The following is a 21,937-nucleotide window of genomic DNA, read 5'->3' as shown; positions in this document are numbered from 1 at the left end:
GCCGGCCCGATCGGATAGGAAGCTCGCATGCTACGAGGGGGCAAGGTCGGGCTGCGGGCCCGGCACGAGGCGGACATCCCGGTCCTGCGGACCGAGCTCTACGACGACGTGGTCAACTCCTCGCGCGCCGGAGGCCGGCCGTGGCGGCCGATCACGCCGGGTGCGAAGGACCCGCGGCTGGTGGTGGACGACGACGAGGAGGGGCACGTCCCCTTCTCGGTGGTGGAGCTGGACGGCGGCACGCTGGTCGGCACCGCGAATCTGTGGGGCATCGACCTGCACAACCGGTCCGCGCACATCGGCTTGGGGCTGCTGCCGTCCTGCCGCGGCAAGGGCTACGGCACCGACGTGGTCGCGGTGCTGTGCCACTACGGGTTCACCGTGCGCGGCCTGCGGAGGCTGCAGATCGAGACCCTGTCGGACAACGCCGCGATGCTGCGCTCCGCCGAGCGCAACGGGTTCGTCCGCGAGGGCGTGCTGCGCTCCTCGGCCTGGGTGATGGGCGAGTTCCTGGACGAGGTGGTCCTCGGACTCCTCGCCCCGGACTGGAAGCCGGACCCGAGGGACTGGCTTCGGTGAGGATCCGACCGGACCTCGGTCAGTCGATGCCCTCGACGATGCGGAAGTCGCGCTCGACTCCGTCGGAGAGGGCGGCCAGCGCCTCCTGGTAGGCCGCACTCCCGTGCGCCGCGACGGCCTGCTCGAAGCTGTCGAACTCGACCAGGACGGTGCGCTCGGCGATTCCGGCGTCATGCGCCACGACCCGACCACCGCGGACGAGGGTCCGGCCGCCCCCCGCCTTGACGGCCGGACCGGCCAGCTTGTTGTAGGCAGCCAGCTTCTCGGGGTCCGAAATGGTGCGGTAGACGCTGACCCAGTAGCCCTTGGGCACGGAACCTCCAGTGTGGGGATGAGTGCAACCGACTTACGGGTTGGTCCCGGACGAGCGTCGGCGGGCGAGAGTGAGGCTCGTCAGCGTCGTGATCGCCATGGCGCCGATGCCGACCAGCGCCGCGGTGGTGTAGGCGCTGTCGTCGGGGAAGAGGTGGCCGGGGCCGGTGCCCGCGGCGAGGATCAGCCCGCCGATGGCGCTGCCCAGGGAGTACCCGACGCTGCGGACGACGTAGTTGAAGCTCATGGCGCTCGACGTCTCGCTCCTGGGGGTGACGGCCAGGATGACGCCGGGCATCGCGGCCGAGAAGCCGCCGACGCCGAAGCCGAGCACGCCCATCGCCGTGAACAGTTCGGCCAGGTCCGACCGGGCCGCCGCGAACAGGGCGAACCCACCGCCGACCACGACGGCGCTGCCGGCCAGGAGCAGGGGGTCGGAGATCCGCGTCCGGACCCGCGGCGTGAGCTTGCCGGCGACGAACCCCAGCACCGAGAACGGGGTGAGGACCAGCCCGGCGACGAAGGTCGTCAGCCCGAAGCCGTAGCCGGTGCCGTGCGGCGTCTGCGCGTACCGGGTGATGAGCGTGAGCAGGAGGTACATGCCGATCCCGCCGACGAACATGGCGAGGTTCGCCCCGGCGACCGCCGGGTGCCGCACCGCCCGCACATCGACCAGAGGCGTCGTGCTGCGCAGCTCGACGACGGCCCAGACGCAGAGCAGCACCACCGCGACGACGGCGAGGCCCGCCGCCACGGCGCTGTGCCGGCTCCACAGGTTCCGTTCGCCGGCGAGGAACAGCACCAGGAGCAGCGCGGCGGCCAGGACGACAGCGCCTGCCACGTCCACGTGGGCGGAGCGGCCTTCGGGGGCTTCGGGCATGGAGCGCCACGCGGTCAGGAGCGCGGCGGCGGTGACGACCAGGCCGAGGCCGTAGGCGGCCCGTACCCCGCCGAGCTCGGCGAGCAGCGCGGCCAGCGGGTAGCCGACGCCGACCCCGATGATCGAGACCACCGAGATCAGGGCGATCACGGCCGCGCCGCGCTCCTCGGGGAGGTGGTCCCGGGCCACGCCCATCATCAACGCCGTCAGCCCGAGCCCGACGCCCTGGGCCGCTCTGCCGGCCAGCAGCCACGCGAACGGCAGCGGCAGCACGGTGAGCGCGCTGCCGGCGACGACGACCGCCAGCGTGGCGAGGATCGTGGCCCGCCGGTGCGGGCCGGCTCCGAGCCGGCCCAGGACCGGCGTGGCGACGGCGCCGCTGAGCAGCGCGACGGTCAGCGTCCACTGCGCGCTGCCGAGCGAGACGTGGAACGAGGTCGCCACGCTGGTGATGAGCGGCGCCCCGAGGCTGCCGACGGCCGCCACGACCAGAGCGATGAACATCAGGGCGGGGACCAGCAGCCGCGCTTCGGAACGCGCCGCCGGGAACGCCTTCGCCGCGACCCCGCCTACCGGCTGCCCGGTCACTGCTTCGGCCCTTCGCGGTCCTGGCTCTCGAGCTCCGCCAGGTGCTTCAGGGCCGGAAGGGCCGCCACCAGCGCCTCGATCTCGTCGCCGGTGAGCTCGCCGATCAACCGCTCGAACGCGTGGACGCCCGCCTGGTGCCGCGTCCGGACGTAGGAGGCGCCGGCCTCGGTCAGGCACACCAGCGTGACCCGCTTGTCGGACGCGTCGCCCCGCCGCTCGACCAGGCCGGACTCCTCCATCACCCGGACCAGGGCGGTCATCGCGGGCTGGGTGACGCCTTCGACCGCGGCCAGATCGGTGATGCGCCGCGGGCCGGTCCGGTCCAGGGTGGCCAGGGTGGCGGCGGACGTCAGGCTCATGTCCCGGGGCAGGCGTCTCGCGGCCCTGGTGGCCAGGCTGTAGAGGGCTGCGCCGATGGCGGCGGACGCGCCAGGAGCGGTGTCTTGACGACTCATGCTCGAAGCATAACACTTTTATATTCATAGTTTATGTAAATGCTTCCGCCCAGCACCACCCCGCGGCGCCGTCCAGGACCTGGCGGACGGCGGACAGGCAGGTCACCGCTTGAGGAACTCCAGCAGATCCTGGTTGAAGCGTTCCTTGTCGCCCGGCACCAGGGCGATGCCGTGCGAGCCGCCCTCGTAGACCTTCAGCTCGGCGTCCGCGATCAGCTGAGCGGACTTGCGGCCGGTGGCGTCGATCGGGACCACCTGGTCGTCGTCGCCGTGCACGACGAGTGTCGGGACGTCGAACTTCTTGAGGTCCTCGTGGAAGTCCGTCGTGCCGAAGGCGTCGACGCAGTCGACACCGCCTTCGATGGTCTGCGCCATGGCCATGTACCAGAAGGCGTCCTTGTTGCCCTGGGTGACCTTGTCGCCCTCGCGGTTGGCGGAGAAGAAACCGACCGCGGTGTCCTTCCAGAACTGGGAACGCTCCTTGAGGATCCCGGCCTTGATGTCGTCGAAGACGGACTGCGGGACGCCTTCGGGGTTGTCCGGGCCCTGCAGCATCAGCGGTGGGATGGCGGACAGCAGGACGGCGGAGCGGATTCGCCCGGTGCCGTGGCGGCCGATGTAGCGGGCGAGTTCGCCGCCGCCCATCGAGTGCGCCACGAGCGTCACGTCCCGCAGGTCGAGGCCGGTGATCAGGTCGTTCAGGTCGTCGGCGAAGGTGTCGAAGTCGTAGCCGTCGTACACCGGCGTCGAACGGCCGTGACCGCGCCGGTCGTGCGCGATCCCGCGGTAACCGGCGTCGGCGACGGCCTTCAGCTGGTCCTGCCACGCGTCACCGTTGAGCGGCCAGCCGTGGATGAACACCACCGGACGGCCACGCCCCCAGTCCTTGTAGAAGATCTCGACACCGTCTCGCGTCGTGCAGATCGGCATTGCGTGTCCTTTCACCGCAGCGAACAGGGCCCCCGGCCGAGCATCCCTCCCGCCTCCTTCGGACGCCACACGAACTCACCCAGCGTGATGATGTGTCTCCGGACGGGCGTGCCCCGGGCCCGGGGCACGGCTTGCTCGTCGCCGGGTGCGAAGGCGCGAGCCGTGGGCGGGGATCACCGCTACCGGGTCAGGTCCGGGCCCTGTGCCCCGGCCTCCGTCCCCCTGCCGCCCCACCGCCGGGCGCCCATCACCGCGCCACCGGCCACCGCCAACCCGGCGACCAGCCCGGCCGCGACCACCCGACCCAGCCCGGACCCCGTCCCGGTCACCGGAGCAGCCGCGGCAGCCAGCACCAGCCCGGCCCCCGCACAGGCACCGACCGCTTCCGCCCACACCCGCACAGTCCCGCGTCCCCGCCGCCACGGCCACGTCTCGCTCGCCACCAGGTAGGCGACCAGCAGCGTCACCACCCCGGCCCTCTCCCACCACGCGGGGTCCCCGAACGCCGCGATCACCACGACACCCCCCGCCAGCACCGTCGTACGGTGCCGCGACGCGACGTGAGACCAGCGCGCCGACTCCAGCGACGGCCGCCGGTCCACCGCGGGCGCCGCCCACGCCGCGCAGACGACAGCGCACCCGAACAGCACCGCCCCCCGCACACCGGTCACCGTCACCCACGGCCGCCATGCCAGCACGACGGCCGCCACACCGAGCACCCGCACCGGCACCGTCCCGGCCCAGTACTCGACGTACTCGCGGAGGCCCACCCGCGTACCGCGCACCGTCATCGACCTCGCCCCCGGCTCTCGATCCGACCCGCCAGCAACGGCGCCAGCGCCAGGTCCAACGGCTCGCCCACGACGTGCCGGAGCACCGGCACCCCGCTGTCCCGCAGCGCGAACCGCATCGCGTCCCGGTCCGCATGCCACAACCGCAGCCCCAACTCACCCGCGACATCACCGGGTTCGACCTGCGGATCCCCGCTCGGTATCTCGACGACGACCGGACGGCGCCCCCGCCCCTGGAGATCCCGCAGCACCTTCAGCACCCGCGCGTCGCTCAACGGGGTGAACACGTACACCAGCGCTCCCTCCGGCAGCGCCGGCGGCGGCACCCGCTCGAGCCCGGGCCCGTCGAAACGGCGGTCCTTGCGGACGTCGAGGACGCTCTCGACGATGCGGTAGAACGCCGCGTCCCCGGTCCCCGGTGTCAGCCATCGCGTGGTGCCCCCGGTCGAGACGACCCCCACCCGGTCGTGGGTGCGCAGATAGGCCCGGGCCAGTCCGGCCGCGGCGCGCACCGTCTCGTCCAGGGACGACACCCCGGTCACCGGGTCCACGACGTCGCCGAACGCGTCGAGCAGCATCACCGCGTCGGCGGCCCGCTCGGCCGCGAACCGGTGCAGCTGCACGGCCCCGCGGCGGGTCGTCGACGGCCAGTGGATGCGCCGCTGCCGCTCCCCGGGCACCCACGGTCCCACCCCGACGACCTCGACGCCCTCTCCGGCCTCCAGCGAGGCGTGCTCACCGAGCCGCTGCGGCAGCCGCGCCGGTATCGGCGTGAACCGGGCCTGCGCGGCCTGCGGGAACACGGACACCTCGGCCGCCTCGACCCGCACGGTGCGGCGCACGGTGCCCCCGGCGTCGTACACGTCGAGGTCCACCGGACCGAGCGACCAGCGCCCCCAGCGCAACGCGGTGTGACGCAACGTCACCGTCGAAGAACCGACGACGACCTCGTCCAGACGCAGGCCCGGGCCGAGTGTGACACCGGGGTCGAGACGGACGGCACTGCCGTCGTGGGCCACCGAGATGCGGACGGTGACGGTGTCGCCCTCGAAGCAGCGCCTCGGCTCGACGGTCGTCGACGTCTCGATGCGACGCGCGTAGGCGCGGGGCAGTGAGAGCGCGAGCAGCACCAGCGCCGCCGCCGCCGGAGCGAACAGCCACGCCCGGCCGGTGAGCAGGGCGGCGGACAGCGCGACGACGGCGACGGTCAGCAGACGCAACGTCCGCTCGCCCGGACGCGGCCCGCCGGGCGGCGGGGGCGGCGGCTGCGTCGGCGACGTACGACCCTCCAGGGCACGGACCACCGCGGCACTCGGCCGCGACGCGGACGCGGTCACGACGGGACGGCGGCCGTGCGCCGCGTGGACGGCGTTTCGACGCTGTCGACGATCTCACGCAGGACGTCGTCCGTGGACACCTCGCGCACCCACAACTCCGGCCGCAGCGACACCCGGTGGGCCAGCGCGGGCACCGCGAGGCTCTTGAGGTCCTCCGGGACGACGTAGTCCCGGCCGTCCAGCACGGCCCGGGCACGCGCGAGCTGGACCAGGGCGAGTCCGCCGCGGGGCGAGGCGCCGATGCTGATCTGGGGATGGCCGCGGGTCGCGCCGACCAGCGCGACGGCGTACTCCAGCAGGTCGTCGTCGATCTCCACGCGCTCCACGACGGCCCGCCACGCCAGGACGTCGGCCGGCCCGGCGAGCGTGTCGAGCACGGCCTCGGGCGCGGCCCTGTCGATCCGCGCCCGCAGCATCGCCAGCTCCTCGCGGGCGTCCAGGTACCCCATCCGCACGCGCAGCTGGAACCGGTCCAGCTGGGCTTCGGGGAGGGAGTAAGTGCCCTCGTACTCCACCGGGTTGGCGGTCGCGATCACCAGGAACGGTTCGGCGAGCGGCCGGGTCTCGCCGTCCACGGTCACCTGCGACTCGGCCATCGCCTCGAGCAGCGCGGCCTGCGTCTTGGGCGGCGTCCGGTTGATCTCGTCGGCGAGCAGGAGGTGCGTGAAGACGGGCCCGGGGTGGAACACCATCTCGCCGGTGCGCTGGTCGTACAGCGGCGCCCCGGTGACGTCCGACGGCAGCAGGTCGGGCGTGAACTGGATCCGGCGGAAGTCCAGGCCGAGCGTGGTGGCGAAGGACCGTGCGAGGAGCGTCTTGCCCAGCCCCGGCAGGTCCTCGACCAGGACGTGCCCGCCGGCCAGCACGGCCAGCATCACGAGTTCGAGGGCGTCCGACTTGCCCACGACGGCACGGCCGACCTCGCGCAGTACGGCATCGGCCTGCCGGCCGACCTGCTCGGCGGTGCGGGGCTCGGGCACGGAGGGACTCGTCACGTCGCTTCTTCCTTACGGGTACGGGTACGGGGACTCGGAGTTCGCGGTGCGGGTGTGCCGAGTGCTTCGAGCCGGTCGACGAGGTCGCGCAGCACGTCGACGGGAACGTCGCCGTCGGGCCCGGTCCGGGGCGGTTCCGGCCCCAGCCACGGCCACAGTCCGGGCCCGATCAGCTCGGCGGCGCGCTCCGGCTGCTGGTCGAGCGACACATGGTGGTGCTCGGCGAGCACGGCGGCGTACAGGCGGCGCAGTTCGGGCCGGAGCACCGCGCGGTAGTAGAGGGCCCCGTCGGGGCCGGTGGCGGTCCGGATGTTCCGTCGCCACTCGCCCATACCCGGCGCCCGGGTACGCAGCAGCCGTACCTCTTCGCGCCGTCCGTTGTCGAAGGCGGCCGCCCCGGCGACGTACCGGGCGGCCACCAGCGCCGCGACGACGAGCACGGCCACGACGGCACCGGCCGCCACGGGTCCGTCGAGGAGCAGGACGAGCAGGACACCGGAGCCGGCGACCGCCCCGCCGAGCAGCCCGAGTCGGCGCAGCGGGAGCGGTTCCGGCTCGACGAACCGGTCAGCGGCCCGGTTCACCGCGCGGTCTCCCGGTCCTGGAGCAGCGAGGCGATCTCCTCCAGGGCCTCGGCCGCGGCCTCGCGGTGCGGGGCACCCATCGGGTGTGAGGAGTAGCGGGCCTCGCGGAACAGTGCGGTCAGACGCGGCGCGGCCGGACCCGGGGCGAGACCCGCGGCGGCGGCGCGGGTGAGCAGGTCGGCCGGACTGTCGGACGCGTGCCGCCGCACGCCGGACGCGACGAGGGCGTCCTCCATCGCGGCGTAGCAGGCGATGACGGCCGCTCGGGCGTCACCGGCGTCGGCCAGGGCACGCCGGCCCGACCGCACGGCGGACAGCAGCAGCCTCGCGTCGTCGTCCTCCACTCGCGTGTCCGGGAGGTCGGGGCGCGGTGGCACCGTCAGCCCGATCCGTCGCAGGCGCCGCACGACGGCCACCGCGACGATCAGGACGACGAGCACGGCCAGCAGACCGAGCAGGAGGTACAGCGGCAGGGACATGGCGTGCCCCGAATCCTCGCCGGGCGTGGACCTGTTGCGGGCCGGCGGCATGGAGGGCGGCGGCGTCGGGGAGGGCGGCGGGAGGTCCATCGACGGGGGCGGTGTGCTGTCGCGGGTGAACGCGTGCAGCACCAGGGCCAGGACGCCGACGACACCGGGCCCGGCGAGCAGCAGTGGCACGGCGGCCTGCCGCAGCCGTTCCTCGCCCGGTGGCAACCCGACGCGGTCGGCGCCGATCCGCGGCCGCAGACGCTGGGCGGCGTGCATGGCCCCCACCGCCCAGGCGACGGACAGCCCGATCGCGACGATGCCCCAGTGGCCCAGCGGCCCCTTGCCCGCGTGCAGCAGCCCTTCGGCGGGCCGCAGTACGAGCGCGGCGACGGCCAGCACCCCGACGGCCCCGACGGCGACCACTGCCCCGGGTGCCGTCCGGTGCTCCTCCCGCTCACCCTGCTTCATGCCGTCCCCCCGCCGAACCGTTCCCCCGAACGTCGGTTCACCGTATCGTCGCACGCGACGGGCGCCCGGACCGAGGCCTTCACCGGTACCGGGTGACCACGGCCGCCGCCTATCGAAGCCGACCGGTCGGAACCCTTCAGTCGCCCAGTAGTTGGGCACTGAGAGTGTCGTACGCCCATCGCTCCCACTGGGCCGGCGGCCACGCGCGGTCGCGAGTGAGGACCAGGAAGAGCTCCGGGCTGAGGACGGCGTACAGGATGTCCGCCGCTTCCTCGACGGGCAGGTCGGCGCGGGCGCCCGGCTTCCCGGCCAGGGCCTTCGCGGCCGTGGAGATCACCGTGAAGCGCGGGTCCGTCCGCTCCGGCCACAGATCCCGGATCTCCGGGTTGGTCGCTGCCGCGGCCCTGACCATCTCGTTGACGGCCGCGACGCGTTCGAGCGTCCCGCGGGTACCCGTGATCAGTGCGGCCAGCGCGGCCCCGGCCGTGGGCGCGGTCGTGATCTCCGTGAACCAGGGCCGTTCCATCGTCGGGACGGGCTCGTCGTCGCCCGCGATCGCGACGTCGACGAGTTCCTTGAGCAGCGAGGGCTTGTTGCGGAAGACGAAGTAGATGGTCTGCACCGCCACCCCCGCCCGGTCGGCGATCTCCTGCAGCTTCGTCGTCCCGTAGCCCTGCTCGACGAAGAGCACACCGGCCGCCTCGATGATCCGGCGCCGTGTCTCCAGGGCTCTGCCGCCCTGCTTTCCCTTGCCCTCACGCATGTCTGGAGCTTATATCTAGAGTCGAACTCTAGAGGTGGACTCTAGTGGTCGCCATTCATGGGAGGACAACCGTGCATCCGATCGCCAACCGTCAGCAGGCACAGGCATGGAACGACTGGGAGGGCGTCCTCTGGGCGGACCAGCCCGAGCGCTACGACGGGATGATGGGCGCGTTCAACGCACCCCTGTTCGCCGCCGCGGGCATCGAGGCACGGGACTCGGTCCTCGACGTCGGCTGCGGTACCGGCCAGACGACGCGCCAGGCAGCACGCCGGGCGTACGACGGGAACGTCGTGGGAATCGACCTGTCCGCGCCGATGCTGGAACGCGCCCGCCGTGACGCGGCGGCGGAAGGCCTCGTCAATGTCGCCTTCGAGCAGGGCGACGCACAGGTGCACCCGTTTCCCGACCGCGGGTTCGACGTCCTCGTCAGCCGCGGCGGTGTCATGTTCTTCGCCGACCACGTCGCGGCCTTCACCCATCTGCGGAAGGCGCTCGTGCCCGCCGGCCGCCTTGCGTTCCTCGGCCCGCAGCCCGCCGGCCCCGACAGCGCCTACGCCCGGGCGACCGCCGCCCTGTCACCGTTCCTGCGCGAGGCGTCCCCCGCTTCCCGGGGCATGGGGTCACTCCTGCAACCCACCCGCATCCGCCAGGTCCTCGCCGCCAGTGGGTTCACCGACATCGAGGTGGCGCCCTGCGCAGCGCCCATGACCTTCGGTGCCGACGCCGGCGACGCCGCCGACTTCGTCTTCTCCATGGGCCCGACGCGCCACAACCTGCGCGACGTCGACCCGGCGACCGTCACCCGTCTCCGGGCCGAAGTACGGGAATCACTCACCGAGTTCGAGACGGCGGACGGTGTCCGCATCCCCGGGGCGGTCTGGATCGTCACGGCGACACGGAAGCGTGCCTCCTCGAGCGAGTGACGCGGGGTCCCCGGCGTGATCGGCAGGGGGAGCCGACGGACGACGAGGCGACCGGTGGCGGGGCGCACACGCCGCGAGGGCGAGAGTCACGGTGACGGACCCGGCCGCCATCAGCGTCATCGCCGCGGCCGGTGAGGTCAGTTGGGCCAACGCGCCCGCGAGGACGGTCCCGACGCCCTGCAGGGCGGCCATGCCGGTGGCGTGCAGGCCGAGAGCCTGGCCCGCGAGGTGGTCGGGGGTGAGCGACATCAGGCGTTCCTGCAGCACCAGGCTCGCGGCGAAGCCGACGGAGGCGACCGTGACCGCCACGGCCGACAGCGCCACCCCCGGCCGCAGGACGAAGAACAGGTAGGGAACGGCCAGCAGCAGGCGCAGCGGCGTGGCGAGACGGGAGCGCACCGTGGCCGGCACCAGGCGACCCACCGCCAGGTCACCCGCGAACATACCGAGTGCCCCGAGCGCGTACAGCGTGCCGGCGGCTCCCGGGGCGTAGGAGACGTACAGCGAATCACCACCGACGATCAGCCCGTTGGGGACCCACAGACCGAGATACGTCAGACGACGGGAACGCGAGGACCACAGCACGGAGTGGGTGCGCCAGGTCGCCGAGACCGACGGACGGCCCGAGGAGCGCGGCGGCCGGGCGGTGAGACCCAGGCGCGTGACGAGCGCCGACACCGCGTACACCGCCGCCGCGAGGAGCAGGCAGAGACGGGGCGACAGGAGCACCAGCAGCGCGCCGCCCGTCGCGAAACCCGCCATCTGCGTCAGACCCCAGAGCATGTTGTACACCGAACGTCCGAGGACATAACCGTCCTTGGTCAGGATCTCGGTCATCAGTCCCCCGCGCACCCCACCGCCCAGCGACGCCACCAGGCCCTGCAGCAGGACGACGGCGAAGACCGCCCGGACGGGCAGGCCCGGCAGCGCCAGCACCGCCGTACCGGCCGCGAAGGCGAGACCGAGCCCGGACAGGACCGCCCGCGGGGGCAGGCGGTCGGCGCCCGAGAGCAGGAACGCGCCGCCCAGCAACTGCGCGAGCTGCGGGCCGAACATGCTCACCGCCGACAGGAACGGGGAGCCGGTGGCCCGGAACACCAACGTGCCGAGGGCCAGACCGCCGATCGTCTGGGCCACGGCGAAGGCCGCGAAGGAGAGCAGGAACGGAGTGAACTCCGGGGTGCGTAACAGGGACCGGTAACTGCGCATGAGCCGAAGTCTCGGACCGGCCGGGGAGCACGGGTACTGTTTCGCCGACACCCGAAAGGTCGTGCGCATGGGCCTCTGGCAGATCGGCACCGACACCCTCGCCCGCAGCCGGTTCGTACTCTCTCCGTTCGCCGAGACGTTCGCGAGCCTGAAGCTGCTGCACACGGGGACCGGTGCCCATCCGGGCGAGGAGGCATGGCTGCGCGCACACCTGCCCGGCTACCGCGCGCGCCTCGCGGCCGACCCGGTGACCGCCCCGCTCGTGCGGGCAGCACTCGGCACCTCCTGGATCGCCGACTTCTTCTGTCCCACCTCGTGCGTCGGGGAGAGCTTCGAGGAGACCGTGACCCGGGTGCGGGAGACCGGGGCCGCCAAGGCCCGCGCCGACCTCCGGGTGTCCCTCGGAGGCAGGCTCCCCGACGCTCTGGAGCGGGACGACCTGCCCGAGCGGGCGACCGCGCTCCTGGCGTACGTCTGGGAGGAGACCGTACGACCGTACTGGGAGCGCCGGCGGCGCGTCCTGGAGGCCGACACGGTCGCCCGGACGGCGCAGGTGAGCCAGGGCGGCTGGGCCGCCGTACTGGACTCGCTCAAACCGGGAGCGCGGTGGATCGGGGAGAGCCGTCTCCAGGTCAACCCCGACGCCTATCCGCCGCGGCGGATCTCCGCCGGGGCCGATCTGCTGTTCATGCCGGTGACACCGAGGACCAGTTGGGTGTCGTGGGAGGGGCAGGAACGCTACGCCGTCGTCTACCCGTGTCTCGGGGTGCTCGCCGACGACCACGACCGGCGCCCGGTGCCGGCGGCACTCGGGGCACTCGTCGGCACGGCGCGGGCGGGACTGCTGGTGCTGCTGCGAACTCCCATGAGCACGACGCAGCTGGTCGCCGTCACCGGGAAGGGCCTGGGGTCGGTGGGCGGACACCTGCGCGTGCTGCTGGACGCGGGACTGGTGGAACGACGGCGGTCCGGGCGGTCGGTGCTGTACGTGCGGACGGCGGCCGGGGAGGTGCTCGTGAAGGCCTCGGGAGCCGCCGCGGACGACGCCCCGGGGACCGGCTGACCCGGCGGTCAGAGACCGGCGCACTCCGACCGGGCGGCCTCGAGGTCCTTGCGCACTTCGGGCTCGGTGAAGTCGGCGAAGCGGTAGTGCTGGTTCTGCACCCGGTGCATGGCCTCGGCCAGCGGCTTGTACTCGGCGTCACCCGCGGCTGCCGCGTCGGACAGCACGACGGCGGCGGCGAGACGGTTCAGGGCGACGTCGCCCTCGGCGCCCTTGGCCCCGTAGTCGGACTCGTCGAAGCCGCGCAGCGCGTCGCAGGCGTGCCGGGCGTCGCGGGCCGCGTCGTGGCCGGGGGAGTCGCCGTCGCCGCTCAGGGCCCAGGCGGCGCCGATCCCGCCCGCGCCCAGCACGAGTCCCGCGACGAGGGCGACGGCCGGGGCCGGACGCGACCGGCGTGCCGGTGCGGTGGGGGCCGGGTCGCCGGAGGACGTGCCGTGAGCGGGCGGTATGGGGGTCGACATGCCAGGAAGGATACCGACCGTGATCGCCCGCGCCGCGGGCCGGCCGATGCGGCAAGCCCGACCACGTCCACGGCAGTTGTGTTGCGGGCGTGTGTCAGGATCCGCGTCGTCGCCCGCCGTACTGGTGCCACGGCGCGGCGGTGTGCTTCTCTGACGTCATGACCGTGCTCGTGACCCGCCGCCACGTCGACTACGTGCGTGTCACCACCACGGGCTGTACCGCTCAGGGCTGACGCCTCGCCCGGGCCGCTGCCCGTCCCTCCTCCCCGCCGCGCCGACCGCTGCCCTCGTCCGGGCACGACGTTCGGTCCCGCGGTTCTTCCCCCGCGCCGTCGGCGCGCAGCGACGTCCCGCCGCGGCGCGCACCCGCGCGTCACGCACTCCGCCCTCCGTACTAGGGAGCAGCCACATGAGCCAGCCGATCGACTCCGTCACCGCCGGTCACACACCGGACGAGGAGTCCACCGGGCCCGACACCTCGGCCTGGTCCTTCGAGACCAAGCAGATCCACGCGGGCGCCGCACCGGACCCGGCGACCGGCGCCCGGGCGACGCCGATCTACCAGACGTCGTCGTTCGTGTTCCGGGACACGCGGCACGCCGCCGACCTGTTCTCACTCGCCGAGCCGGGCAACATCTACACCCGCATCCACAACCCCACCCAGGACGTCTTCGAGCAGCGCGTCGCCGCCCTGGAAGGCGGAGTCGCGGCGGTGGCGCTGGCGTCCGGGCAGGCGGCGCAGACCCTGGCGCTCCTCACGCTGGCCGGCTCGGGCGACCACATCGTCTCCAGCGCCTCCCTGTACGGGGGCACGTACAACCTGTTCCGCCACACGCTCCCCAGGTTCGGCATCGAGGTGTCCTTCGTCGACGACCCGGACGACGTCGAGGCCTGGCGGGCGGCGATCCGGCCGGGCACCAAGGCGCTGTTCGCCGAGTCGCTGGGCAACCCGCGCGGCAACGTGCTCGACGTCCGGGCCGTGGCCGACGTCGCGCACGAAGCCGGTGTCCCGCTGATCGTGGACAACACCGTGCCCACCCCGTACCTGCTGCGGCCCATCGAGCACGGCGCCGACATCGTCGTCCACTCGGCCACCAAGTTCCTCGGCGGGCACGGGACCACGATCGGGGGTGTCGTCGTCGACGGCGGGACCTTCGACTTCGGCGCCCGCTCAGACCGGTTCCCCGACTTCACCGAGCCCGACCCCAGCTACCACGGCCTGCGGTACTGGCCCGCGCTGGGCCCCGGTGCCTTCGCCGTCAAACTGAGGGTCCAGTTGCTGCGCGACCTCGGCCCCGCCATCTCCCCGCACTCCGCGTTCCTGCTGCTCCAGGGCGTGGAGACACTCAGCCTGCGCATCGGGCGGCACTCCGCGAACGCCCAGGCCCTCGCGGAGTGGCTGGAGCAGCGCGACGAGGTCGCCGCCGTCCACTACCCGGGGCTGCCGTCCAACCGCTGGTACGAAGCCGGCCGGCGCTACCTGCCCCGCGGCGGGGGCGCCGTCCTGGCCTTCGAACTGCGGGACGGCGTCGAGGCCGGCAAGCGCTTCGTGGACGCCGTCGAACTGTTCAGCCACCTGGCCAACATCGGTGACGTCCGCAGCCTCATCATCCATCCGGCGTCCACCACCCACAGCCAGCTGGACGAGGAGCAGCTGGCGGCCACCGGTGCCTCGCCCGGCCTGGTGCGGCTCTCCGTCGGCATCGAGAACCTCGCCGATCTGAAGGCCGACCTGGAGGCCGGGTTCCGGGCGGCGAAGGGCGCGTCCTGAACACCGTACTGACGCCTGCACAGGTCCCCTTCCCGCCGGCCTCCGGGGCCTGGCGGGAGGGGGACCCGCCCGGGCGTCGCCAGTGGTACGAGCGCGAGGCGCCGCTCGGCCTGGAGGCAGGCGGCCGGCTCCCCTTCCTGCGGCTGGCCTTCGAGACCTGGGGGCGGCTCGCTCCGGACCGGTCCAACGCCGTGCTGGTGCTGCACGCCCTCACCGGTGACAGCCACGTGTCCGGTCCCGCCGGACCCGGACATCCGACTCCCGGCTGGTGGGACGGGCTCGTCGGACCCGGGCGGGCCCTCGACACGGACCGCTGGTTCGTCGTGGCCCCCAATGTCCTCGGCGGCTGCCAGGGCAGCACGGGCCCGGCCTCACCGCGTCCCGGCGGACGTCACTGGGGCGGTGACTTCCCGTTCCTGACCCAGCGGGACCAGGTCGCCGCCGAGGCCGGCCTGTCGGACGCGCTGGGCATCGAGCGCTGGGCCCTGGTGGTGGGCGGCTCGATGGGCGGCATGCGCGCGCTGGAGTGGGCCGTCGCGCATCCCGAACGGACCGACGCGCTGCTGCTGCTCGCCACGACGGCCGCCGCGAGCGCCGAGCAGATCGCCTGGGCCGACATCCAGCTGCGTGCCGTCCGCTCCGACCCGCACTGGCGCGGAGGGCACTACCACGCCCATCCGCACGGGCCGCACGCCGGACTCGGTCTCGCCCGGCGGCTCGCCCACGTCACCTATCGCAGCGAGCCGGAACTCCAGGACCGCTTCGGCCGTTCGGCCCAGGCCGAGGAGGACCCGTGGTCGGGCGGACGGTACCGGGTCGGGTCCTACCTCGACCATCACGCCGCCAAGTTGGTACGCCGCTTCGACGCGGGCAGCTACGTCGTGCTGAACGAGGCGATGAACAGCCACGACATCGGCCGCGGCCGTGGCGGTGTGCGGGCCGCGCTGGGCCGGGTGACCGCCAGGACCCTGGTGGCCGGGGTCGACACCGACCGGCTCTACCCCCTGTCGCAGCAGGCGGAGCTGGCGGCCGGCATCGGCACGGCCGACGGCCTCCGGGTCGTCGAGTCCCCCTGCGGCCACGACGGCTTCCTGATCGAGGTGGCGCAGGTCGCGGCGCTGGTGGCGGAACTCCTGCCCTGAGCCCGCCGGACCGGCCGGCCCGCCGCGTCCCCGGCGGGCCGGCGCTGCCGGCACCCGTCGCCCCTCGGAGCGACTCCGCCGGGGCGGGTGTCCCGGTGCGACCGCCCAGCGCGGCGGAGAAGGTGTCCGTGACCTGTCCCAGCGCCTCGGCGGCGGCCGGCGCGACGAGCGGTGAGCCCTGGTCGTCGGCGGCCACGTCAGGATCGAGGGTGAACCAGCCGGGCACGATGTGCGAGGCGTCCGTCGAGGGCTCCGCCTCCGTGACGGGAGCCGAGGGTTCCTGACCACGGAGAAGCCCGCGGGCCCCGTGCGATGATCGCGGAGTGGACGACCTGAGCTTTCGCCTCGCCGAGGACGACGACCTGACCACCCTGGTCCGCCTGCGGGACCAGGCGGCCCGCTGGATGCTCGCCGAGGGCATCACCGGCCAGTGGCAGCCCGGTGAGCTGGGCCAGGACCACTTCCGCAGGATCATGGCGAGCGGAGAGGTCTGGCTCGCCGAGACCGGCGGGCGGGTGGCCGGAGCGTGGGAGCTGTGGTGGCGGGACGACGACGCCTGGGGACCACGGCCGCCGGTGGCCGGTTACGTGCATCGCCTGATGGTGGACCGCGCGAACGCCCGGCCGGGGACGGGGCGTTCGCTGCTGCGCGCCGCGGAACGCCGCGTCGCCGAAGCGGGGCGGGAGTTCGTGCGTCTCGACTGCCTGGCCGGCAACGCGCGGCTGAACGCCTACTACCTGAACGCCGGTTACCGCGTCGTCGGCCACAAGGCCGGCAAGCCGCAGCCGGGTGGCGCGCCGAAGTCGTTCACCCTCCTGGAGAAGACCTGCGGTCCGGCCGCGGGAACCCACGGAGAGACCGCGCCCTGAACCAGTCCGCTGAGCGGCGGACGTCCGGGCATGCGGGACGACGGGGCGGGGGCACGCCCCTGACCCGGAGGCGTCCCGGGGCCAGGAGCGCCGGGATGCGGGTTCACGGTACGTGGGTTACACAGGAGGAAGGGAGCGACGTCTTCGGTCTCCCCGACGGACGGGCCAGGACGGCCGGCCCCGATCGGGCGGCCGTGGCGGCTCCGCAGCTGAACCACGTGGCGCAATGCCGTGGTCATTGCCCTGGTCATCAAGAGACGGCATGCCGGAATCCTGGGCGCGGAAACAGCCGACTGCGGTCGAGCAGGCGGCCTGGTGGGACGTGCTGCCGGTCGCGCTCGTCGTCTGCGACGGCGACGGCCGCACGGTGCAGTGGGCGATGGCGGCGCAGACGCTGCTCGGCTACCGGCCCGACGAGGTCGTCGGCCGTTACGTCACGGAACTCCTCCTGCCGGAGGACCGGGAGGCCGCGCAGGCGCTGAGCGAGGCGATCGCCTCCGGGCGAAGTGTGGCCGGTTCCTTCCCGGTGCGGCACAGGAACGGTTCCGTGGTGAATCTCGAGGTGTGGACGTGTCCCGCCGCGGAAGCCGTGAGCGACGGCCGAGGCATGATCTGCCTCGCCGCCGACGCCCGGGCCGCACGGCGCGCACGCGGAGCCGGCGCGTTGCTGGACGGCCTGTTCGCCCGCTCGCCCGTCGGACTGGCCGTGTTCGACACCGAGCTGCGATTCGAGCAGGTCAACCCCGCCCTGGAGGCCATGAACGGTGTGGCGGCCGCCGGTCATCTCGGCCGCCGGCTCGTCGACGTCCTGCCCGGGGTCAACGCCGAGCAGATGGAGACGGCGATGCGCCGGGTACTGGACACGGGCGAACCGGTGGTGAACTTCCGCCGCGTCGGCCGCACCCCGGCCACCCCCGACCTGGACCGGGTCTGGGCCTGCTCCTACTTCCGCCTGGACGACCCCCGTGGCCGTCCGCTCGGGGTCAGCGCTTCGATCATCGACGTCACCGCGCACCAGGAGGACGACGCGGCCACCTCCGGGGGACGCGCCCGGCTGGAACTGCTGAACGACGCCTCCCTGCGGGTCGGCACCACACTGGACGTGGCGCGCACCGGGCAGGAACTCGCCGACGTCGCCGTGCCACGCCTGGCCGACATCGCCGCCGTCGACGTCCTCGCCGAGGTCATCGAGGCCGCCGACCCCTTGACGGGCCTGGTGTCCGGCGCGGTCATGCGCCGGCTCGGCAAGGCTCCGGCCCGCGCGTCGACGGCCGCGGACGCCCTCGCCCCGGTCGGCGCCACTCTCCACTTCCCCATCGGTGCGCCCTACGCCCAGTCGCTCATCGACCGCCGCCCCTACCTGCTGGAACACTTCGACGCCGCGACGCTGGCCCGGGCCGCCCGGCACACCGCCACCCCGGGGCGGCTCCACCGGCTGGGCGTGCACTCGATGATGATGGTCCCGCTCATCGCCCGGGGCTTCGTCCTGGGCGTCGCCACCCTGCTGCGCGGCGCCGGCAGCCCCGCCTTCGGCACCGCCGACCTCACGCTCGCGGGGGAGCTCGCCGCCCGTGCCGCGCTCAGCATCGACAACGCCCGGCTCTACCACCGCGAGCACGACACCGCCCTGATCCTGCAGCGGAGCATGCTGCCCAGGCACCTGAACCCGCCGCAGGGCATGGAGATCGCCCACTGCTACCAGCCCGCCTCGGACGTCAACGAGGTCGGCGGCGACTGGTACGACGTCGTCCCGCTGGGTCCCGGTACGGCCGCTCTGGTCATCGGCGACGTCATGGGCCACGGCATCACCGCGGCCGCGGCCATGGGGCAGATCCGCACCGCCGTGCGCAGCCTGGCCCACCTCGGCCTGCCGCCCGACCAGGTGCTCAGCCACCTCGAGCGCACCGTGCAGGAGATCGACGACGCGATGCTGGCCACCTGCCTGTACGCGGTCTGCGACGCCACGACCGGACACTGCCGGCTCGCGTGCGCCGGGCACCCGCCGCCCGTCCTCATCACCCCGGACGGCACCGCACGCCTGCTCGGCCTGCCTCCCGGGGCCCCACTCGGGATCGGCGACATCCCCTACGTCACCACCGACGTCGTGCTGCCCCCGGGCAGCGTCCTCGTACTCTTCACTGACGGTCTGATCGAGACCAGAGGCGGTGACCTCGACCAGCGCCTGCGCGACCTCACCGGTCTGCTCAGCGGCGGCGACCACCCACTGGACCGCATGGGCGACACCCTGCTCGGCCACTTCGCCCCCGCGCCCGCCCAGGACGACATCGCCGTCCTCCTGGCACGCATCGGACGGCCCGGTCGGCAGTGACGAGTCCCGCGGCCGCCGGAGGCCACCGTGCCGGGGCCGTTCCACTGGAGCCGGTCGACGCGTACCGGCGTGCCGGCCGGCACCGCCGCGTCACCCCATCCGGCGTGAGTGCCGGCTGGACCGCCGGCGCACGGTGAAGAGGCAGGCGAGCATGCCGAGGCCCCAGGCGATCAGGAGCGCGCCCCACAGCGGCATGGTCACCATCGGCACGAGAAGGCGGATCTCGACACTGGCACGGTTCTCGAGGATGAAGATCAGAGCGATCGCGGTGATCAGGGCGAACGGTATGAGGCGGCGGACGCCGGGGCGGGAGAAGAACGGCGTGTGCGCCTTGTCCGTGCTGGTCCGAGTCATGGTGTCTCTCCGTTCACGCGGCGGGCCGCTCACAGGCGTACGACGACGATGGCCGTGTCGTCGGTGTTGCCGTCGTCGCCCAGCAGATCGGCCAGGAGGGCGTCGGCCAGGGGTTCGGGGTCGGCCCGGCGGTGGCGGGCGAGGCAGTCGGCGAGGCGGGCCAGGCCGACGTCGATGTCCTCGCCCCGGCGCTCGATCAGGCCGTCGGTGTACAGGACCAGGGTGGCCCCCTCGGCGAAGGGGAGGGTGGACTGAGGGCGGGGGACGTGCTCGGGGCGGGCGCCGAGCGGCGGGTCGGTGGCCTCGTCGAGGAAGGTCGTCGTGCCGTCGGGGGCGAGCAGCGCCGGAGGGGGATGCCCGGCGCTGCTGTAGGTGACGGTGTGGTCCTGCCAGTCGACGAAGGTGGTCGCCACGGTGGTCGACTCCGCGCCCTCGACCGAGCGGGCGTACAGCCCGAGGACCTCCAGGACCTGTGCCGGGCCGCCGGCGACGAGGGCCGCCGCGCTGAGCGCACTGCGCAGTTGACCCATGACGCAGGCCGCGCCCAGGCCGTGGCCGACGACGTCCCCGACGGCCACCGCGATGCGGTCCCCGGGCAGGTCGACCAGTTCGTACCAGTCGCCGCACACCCGGAGCCCGCCGACCGCGGGCCGGTACCGCACGGCCGCCCGGTGGTGTCCGACGGGCCTGGGGGAGGGGAGCATCGCCTCCTGGAGGGCGAGGGCCACCTGCTGGTCCCTGGCCTGCGACTCGCGCAGGCTCTCGTTGGCCGCGTGCAGCTCGCGGGAGCGGGTGTACAGCTCGGACTCCAGGACACGCGCACGGTCGCCGTCCCCCGCGCCGCCCCGGGCGCGGATGAGCTGGGTGACGTCCTCCACCCGGTGCACGATCAGTGCCACACGGCCGTCGGGGCCCGTCACGGGCGCGTTGACGGGGCTCCAGAAGTGTTCCCGCCAGTGGCCCGGACGGTCGGAGTCCTCGATGTCGTAGCGGAGCACGGCCATGGTGTCGCGATCGCCGGTGGCCATCACGCGCAGGAGGGACGCCCGGGTCTCACGCATACCGGTGGCGGCCCGCTCGTCCGGGTTCTCGGGGAAGACGTCGAAGATGTGGCGGCCGATCAGCGTCTCGCGGGGGCGGCCGGTGAGCCGGGTGAAGTCCTCGTTGACGTCGACGTAGACGAGGTCGCGGTCGAGGAGTGCGACCATGCCGGGAAGGGCGTGGAACACCGCCGCGTAGTCGACCTGCTGTCCGTCCATCGTGCTGCCCGCCTGCTGCCGACCGTCTCGTGTGCTGTTCACGGTAGGCGCGAACGCGACGTGCGGGCCGGGACACTGCTCCTTCCGGTCCCGGACCGTCACCTCGTGACCGCACCGGTCGGTCCCTGTTCCCGCCTCACGGCTAGCGCGTCCCGCGGTCACCGGAGGTGTCGTAGAGGTTGCTGCCGCGCTGCACCACGCACAGGGCCCAGATGACGAAGCCGGAGATGGTGATCATGACGACGGACCACACCGGGGAGTACGGCAGGGAGAGGAAGTTGGCGATGATCACCAGTCCGGCGATGGCGACGCCGAGGACCCGGGCCCACAAGGCCGTCTTGAGCAGTCCGACGGCGACGGCCATGGCGAGCGCGCCCAGCGCGAGGTGCACCCAGCCCCAGCCGGTGAGGTCGAACGCGAAGACGTAGTTGGGCGTGGTGACGAAGACGTCGTCCTCGGCGATCCCCATGATGCCCCGGAAGACGTCGAGCAGTCCGACGAGGAAGAGCATCACGGCGGCGAAGGCGGTCAGACCGGTCGCCCAGTCCTGCCTGGCGGTGTGTGCGGGACGGGTGTGTGTTGCGGTCATCTTCTTCGGCCTCGATTCGTGGTGTGCGGTTGCCTCAGCGGGCGGAGGCGCCGGTGCCGGTGGTTCCCGGGTGGTCCGACGGACCGTGACCGGTCAGCACCAGTTCCTTCGCCCGGCGGAACTCCTCGTCCGTGATGACCCCCCGGTCCCGGATCTCGGAGAGCCGGGTGAGTTCGTCGACGCTGCTGGAGCGGCCGCCGGCCGCGGTCTTCCTGATGTAGGAGTTGAACTCCTCCTGCTGCGCGCGGGCCTGTGCCGCCTCCCGGCGGCCCATGTTCCTGCCGCGGGCGACGACGTAGACGAAGACGCCCAGGAAGGGCAGGACGATGCAGAACACCAGCCAGCCGGTCTTCGCCCAGCCGCTCAGCCCGTCGTCGCGGAAGATGTCGGTGATGATGCGGAAGAGCAGGATGAACCACATGATCCACAGGAAGAACAGCAGCAGGGTCCAGAAGGCGCCCAGCAGCGGATAGTCGTACGCCAGGTAGGTCTGTGCGCTCATGTCCGTCCTCCGTTCCGGGCGGGGCCCGGCAGAGTCGTTCCGTACCGCTTCCAGAGTGGTCACGAGGCGCGCCGGGTCACATCACCCGGCGCGGGTGAGTATGGCGGCCGTGCACGGCGTCCCTTCACCCGGGACGGTCCCGCGGCGGCACCGGGATCACCCCTCAGGGGTGATCCGTCCGAGCCCTCGGGGCGGTGGGCTGAAGACCCGGGCCGTCGGCCGGACCGGTGCCGACGACACGAAGAGACGCGGGACGAACCGCACGGGCACGGGCGGTGGCGACGCCGGTCCCGCGGAACCGGAGGCACACC

General features: G+C 73.2%; 24 protein-coding genes. 8 read left to right on the top strand and 16 right to left on the bottom strand.

What is annotated here, in order from left to right:
• Window positions 1-27: 27 nt before the first annotated feature.
• Window positions 28-579 (top strand): GNAT family N-acetyltransferase, encoded by a 552-nt coding sequence (locus ACFWJB_RS08300; protein ID WP_385457343.1) that lies wholly within the window; start codon window positions 28-30, stop codon window positions 577-579.
• Between the two features lie 19 nt (window positions 580-598).
• Here the strand turns inward: ACFWJB_RS08300 and ACFWJB_RS08295 are convergent, their stop codons facing one another.
• From ACFWJB_RS08295 to ACFWJB_RS08250, 10 genes are all read right to left on the bottom strand, one after another.
• Window positions 599-892: a DUF1330 domain-containing protein gene (locus ACFWJB_RS08295; protein WP_385457342.1), complete on the bottom strand. Its 294-nt coding sequence runs from the start codon at window positions 890-892 to the stop codon at window positions 599-601.
• Between the two features lie 33 nt (window positions 893-925).
• On the bottom strand, window positions 926-2,359 hold the full coding sequence (locus ACFWJB_RS08290) for an MFS transporter (RefSeq protein WP_385457340.1): 1,434 nt from the start codon (window positions 2,357-2,359) through the stop codon (window positions 926-928).
• On the bottom strand, window positions 2,356-2,718 hold the full coding sequence (locus ACFWJB_RS08285) for a MarR family winged helix-turn-helix transcriptional regulator (RefSeq protein ID WP_384034395.1): 363 nt from the start codon (window positions 2,716-2,718) through the stop codon (window positions 2,356-2,358). Before ACFWJB_RS08285 ends, ACFWJB_RS08290 begins: the two co-directional genes overlap by 4 nt.
• Window positions 2,719-2,916: 198 nt before the next feature.
• Window positions 2,917-3,744, bottom strand: a complete 828-nt coding sequence (locus tag ACFWJB_RS08280) for an alpha/beta fold hydrolase (RefSeq protein ID WP_385457338.1) — start codon at window positions 3,742-3,744, stop codon at window positions 2,917-2,919.
• Between the two features lie 179 nt (window positions 3,745-3,923).
• On the bottom strand, window positions 3,924-4,535 hold the full coding sequence (locus ACFWJB_RS08275) for a hypothetical protein (protein WP_385457337.1): 612 nt from the start codon (window positions 4,533-4,535) through the stop codon (window positions 3,924-3,926).
• A complete protein-coding gene (locus ACFWJB_RS08270) occupies window positions 4,532-5,872 on the bottom strand; it encodes a DUF58 domain-containing protein (RefSeq protein WP_386921041.1) in 1,341 nt (446 codons plus the stop codon). The genes ACFWJB_RS08275 and ACFWJB_RS08270 overlap by 4 nt, the downstream gene beginning before the upstream one ends.
• Window positions 5,869-6,867, bottom strand: a complete 999-nt coding sequence (locus tag ACFWJB_RS08265) for an AAA family ATPase (protein WP_385457333.1) — start codon at window positions 6,865-6,867, stop codon at window positions 5,869-5,871. The genes ACFWJB_RS08270 and ACFWJB_RS08265 overlap by 4 nt, the downstream gene beginning before the upstream one ends.
• Complete coding sequence (locus tag ACFWJB_RS08260) at window positions 6,864-7,451, bottom strand: hypothetical protein (protein ID WP_385457332.1); 588 nt, start codon at window positions 7,449-7,451, stop codon at window positions 6,864-6,866. The genes ACFWJB_RS08265 and ACFWJB_RS08260 overlap by 4 nt, the downstream gene beginning before the upstream one ends.
• Entirely contained in the window at window positions 7,448-8,389 is a 942-nt protein-coding gene (locus ACFWJB_RS08255) for a DUF4129 domain-containing protein (RefSeq protein WP_386921039.1), read from the bottom strand. Before ACFWJB_RS08255 ends, ACFWJB_RS08260 begins: the two co-directional genes overlap by 4 nt.
• Window positions 8,390-8,525: 136 nt before the next feature.
• Window positions 8,526-9,152 (bottom strand): TetR/AcrR family transcriptional regulator, encoded by a 627-nt coding sequence (locus ACFWJB_RS08250; protein ID WP_385457328.1) that lies wholly within the window; start codon window positions 9,150-9,152, stop codon window positions 8,526-8,528.
• A 71-nt stretch (window positions 9,153-9,223) separates the two neighbouring features.
• Here ACFWJB_RS08250 and ACFWJB_RS08245 point away from each other — a divergent pair, with 71 nt between their 5' ends.
• On the top strand, window positions 9,224-10,078 hold the full coding sequence (locus tag ACFWJB_RS08245; protein ID WP_386921037.1) for a class I SAM-dependent methyltransferase: 855 nt from the start codon (window positions 9,224-9,226) through the stop codon (window positions 10,076-10,078).
• Here ACFWJB_RS08245 and ACFWJB_RS08240 read toward each other — a convergent pair.
• On the bottom strand, window positions 9,983-11,287 hold the full coding sequence (locus tag ACFWJB_RS08240; protein ID WP_385457326.1) for an MFS transporter: 1,305 nt from the start codon (window positions 11,285-11,287) through the stop codon (window positions 9,983-9,985). The genes ACFWJB_RS08245 and ACFWJB_RS08240 overlap by 96 nt on opposite strands.
• A gap of 67 nt (window positions 11,288-11,354) precedes the next feature.
• On the opposite strand from ACFWJB_RS08240, the gene ACFWJB_RS08235 reads away from it, so the two are divergent.
• Complete coding sequence (locus ACFWJB_RS08235; protein ID WP_386921213.1) at window positions 11,355-12,350, top strand: ArsR/SmtB family transcription factor; 996 nt, start codon at window positions 11,355-11,357, stop codon at window positions 12,348-12,350.
• 8 nt (window positions 12,351-12,358) lie between these two features.
• On the opposite strand, the gene ACFWJB_RS08230 is transcribed toward ACFWJB_RS08235, so the two are convergent.
• Window positions 12,359-12,811 (bottom strand): hypothetical protein, encoded by a 453-nt coding sequence (locus ACFWJB_RS08230; RefSeq protein ID WP_385457324.1) that lies wholly within the window; start codon window positions 12,809-12,811, stop codon window positions 12,359-12,361.
• Window positions 12,812-13,220: 409 nt separating this feature from the next.
• Between ACFWJB_RS08230 and ACFWJB_RS08225 the strand changes: the two genes are divergently transcribed.
• The 5 genes from ACFWJB_RS08225 (at window position 13,221) to ACFWJB_RS08205 (ending at window position 18,922) form a co-directional block, all read left to right on the top strand.
• Complete coding sequence (locus ACFWJB_RS08225) at window positions 13,221-14,582, top strand: bifunctional o-acetylhomoserine/o-acetylserine sulfhydrylase (protein ID WP_386921034.1); 1,362 nt, start codon at window positions 13,221-13,223, stop codon at window positions 14,580-14,582.
• Window positions 14,579-15,724 (top strand): homoserine O-acetyltransferase, encoded by a 1,146-nt coding sequence (locus ACFWJB_RS08220; RefSeq protein WP_386921211.1) that lies wholly within the window; start codon window positions 14,579-14,581, stop codon window positions 15,722-15,724. The genes ACFWJB_RS08225 and ACFWJB_RS08220 overlap by 4 nt, the downstream gene beginning before the upstream one ends.
• 128 nt (window positions 15,725-15,852) lie before the next feature.
• The gene (locus ACFWJB_RS08215) at window positions 15,853-16,008 is read left to right on the top strand and encodes a hypothetical protein (protein WP_386921032.1); all 156 of its coding nucleotides are present in this window, start codon (window positions 15,853-15,855) and stop codon (window positions 16,006-16,008) included.
• Window positions 16,009-16,047: 39 nt separating this feature from the next.
• Window positions 16,048-16,593, top strand: a complete 546-nt coding sequence (locus tag ACFWJB_RS08210) for a GNAT family N-acetyltransferase (RefSeq protein WP_385457318.1) — start codon at window positions 16,048-16,050, stop codon at window positions 16,591-16,593.
• Window positions 16,594-16,855: 262 nt separating this feature from the next.
• The gene (locus ACFWJB_RS08205; RefSeq protein WP_386921030.1) at window positions 16,856-18,922 is read left to right on the top strand and encodes a SpoIIE family protein phosphatase; all 2,067 of its coding nucleotides are present in this window, start codon (window positions 16,856-16,858) and stop codon (window positions 18,920-18,922) included.
• Window positions 18,923-19,012: 90 nt separating this feature from the next.
• Here the strand turns inward: ACFWJB_RS08205 and ACFWJB_RS08200 are convergent, their stop codons facing one another.
• From ACFWJB_RS08200 to ACFWJB_RS08185, 4 genes are all read right to left on the bottom strand, one after another.
• Entirely contained in the window at window positions 19,013-19,276 is a 264-nt protein-coding gene (locus ACFWJB_RS08200; protein WP_386921028.1) for a hypothetical protein, read from the bottom strand.
• 29 nt (window positions 19,277-19,305) lie between these two features.
• On the bottom strand, window positions 19,306-20,535 hold the full coding sequence (locus tag ACFWJB_RS08195) for a PP2C family protein-serine/threonine phosphatase (RefSeq protein ID WP_386921209.1): 1,230 nt from the start codon (window positions 20,533-20,535) through the stop codon (window positions 19,306-19,308).
• 142 nt (window positions 20,536-20,677) lie between these two features.
• Window positions 20,678-21,124, bottom strand: a complete 447-nt coding sequence (locus ACFWJB_RS08190) for a hypothetical protein (protein WP_386921026.1) — start codon at window positions 21,122-21,124, stop codon at window positions 20,678-20,680.
• Window positions 21,125-21,158: 34 nt separating this feature from the next.
• On the bottom strand, window positions 21,159-21,626 hold the full coding sequence (locus tag ACFWJB_RS08185) for an SHOCT domain-containing protein (RefSeq protein WP_386921024.1): 468 nt from the start codon (window positions 21,624-21,626) through the stop codon (window positions 21,159-21,161).
• Window positions 21,627-21,937 lie beyond the last annotated feature (311 nt).

This window comes from Streptomyces sp. NPDC127100 (genome assembly GCF_042724095.1).
Taxonomy (GTDB): Bacteria; Actinomycetota; Actinomycetes; order Streptomycetales; family Streptomycetaceae; genus Streptomyces.
This window is presented reverse-complemented; position numbering and strand designations above follow the sequence as displayed.

Excerpts from the sequence above, each read along its gene's own strand:
- ACFWJB_RS08300 (WP_385457343.1), top strand. The coding sequence starts at position 28 with ATGCTACGAGGGGGCAAGGTCGGGCTGCGGGCCCGGCACGAGGCGGAC.
- ACFWJB_RS08285 (WP_384034395.1), bottom strand. The coding sequence starts at position 2,718 with ATGAGCCTGACGTCCGCCGCCACCCTGGCCACCCTGGACCGGACCGGC.
- ACFWJB_RS08280 (WP_385457338.1), bottom strand. The coding sequence starts at position 3,744 with ATGCCGATCTGCACGACGCGAGACGGTGTCGAGATCTTCTACAAGGAC.
- ACFWJB_RS08275 (WP_385457337.1), bottom strand. The coding sequence starts at position 4,535 with ATGACGGTGCGCGGTACGCGGGTGGGCCTCCGCGAGTACGTCGAGTAC.
- ACFWJB_RS08255 (WP_386921039.1), bottom strand. The coding sequence starts at position 8,389 with ATGAAGCAGGGTGAGCGGGAGGAGCACCGGACGGCACCCGGGGCAGTG.
- ACFWJB_RS08250 (WP_385457328.1), bottom strand. The coding sequence starts at position 9,152 with ATGCGTGAGGGCAAGGGAAAGCAGGGCGGCAGAGCCCTGGAGACACGG.
- ACFWJB_RS08240 (WP_385457326.1), bottom strand. The coding sequence starts at position 11,287 with ATGCGCAGTTACCGGTCCCTGTTACGCACCCCGGAGTTCACTCCGTTC.
- ACFWJB_RS08235 (WP_386921213.1), top strand. The coding sequence starts at position 11,355 with ATGGGCCTCTGGCAGATCGGCACCGACACCCTCGCCCGCAGCCGGTTC.
- ACFWJB_RS08230 (WP_385457324.1), bottom strand. The coding sequence starts at position 12,811 with ATGTCGACCCCCATACCGCCCGCTCACGGCACGTCCTCCGGCGACCCG.
- ACFWJB_RS08225 (WP_386921034.1), top strand. The coding sequence starts at position 13,221 with ATGAGCCAGCCGATCGACTCCGTCACCGCCGGTCACACACCGGACGAG.
- ACFWJB_RS08205 (WP_386921030.1), top strand. The coding sequence starts at position 16,856 with ATGCCGGAATCCTGGGCGCGGAAACAGCCGACTGCGGTCGAGCAGGCG.
- ACFWJB_RS08200 (WP_386921028.1), bottom strand. The coding sequence starts at position 19,276 with ATGACTCGGACCAGCACGGACAAGGCGCACACGCCGTTCTTCTCCCGC.
- ACFWJB_RS08195 (WP_386921209.1), bottom strand. The coding sequence starts at position 20,535 with ATGGACGGACAGCAGGTCGACTACGCGGCGGTGTTCCACGCCCTTCCC.
- ACFWJB_RS08190 (WP_386921026.1), bottom strand. The coding sequence starts at position 21,124 with ATGACCGCAACACACACCCGTCCCGCACACACCGCCAGGCAGGACTGG.
- ACFWJB_RS08185 (WP_386921024.1), bottom strand. The coding sequence starts at position 21,626 with ATGAGCGCACAGACCTACCTGGCGTACGACTATCCGCTGCTGGGCGCC.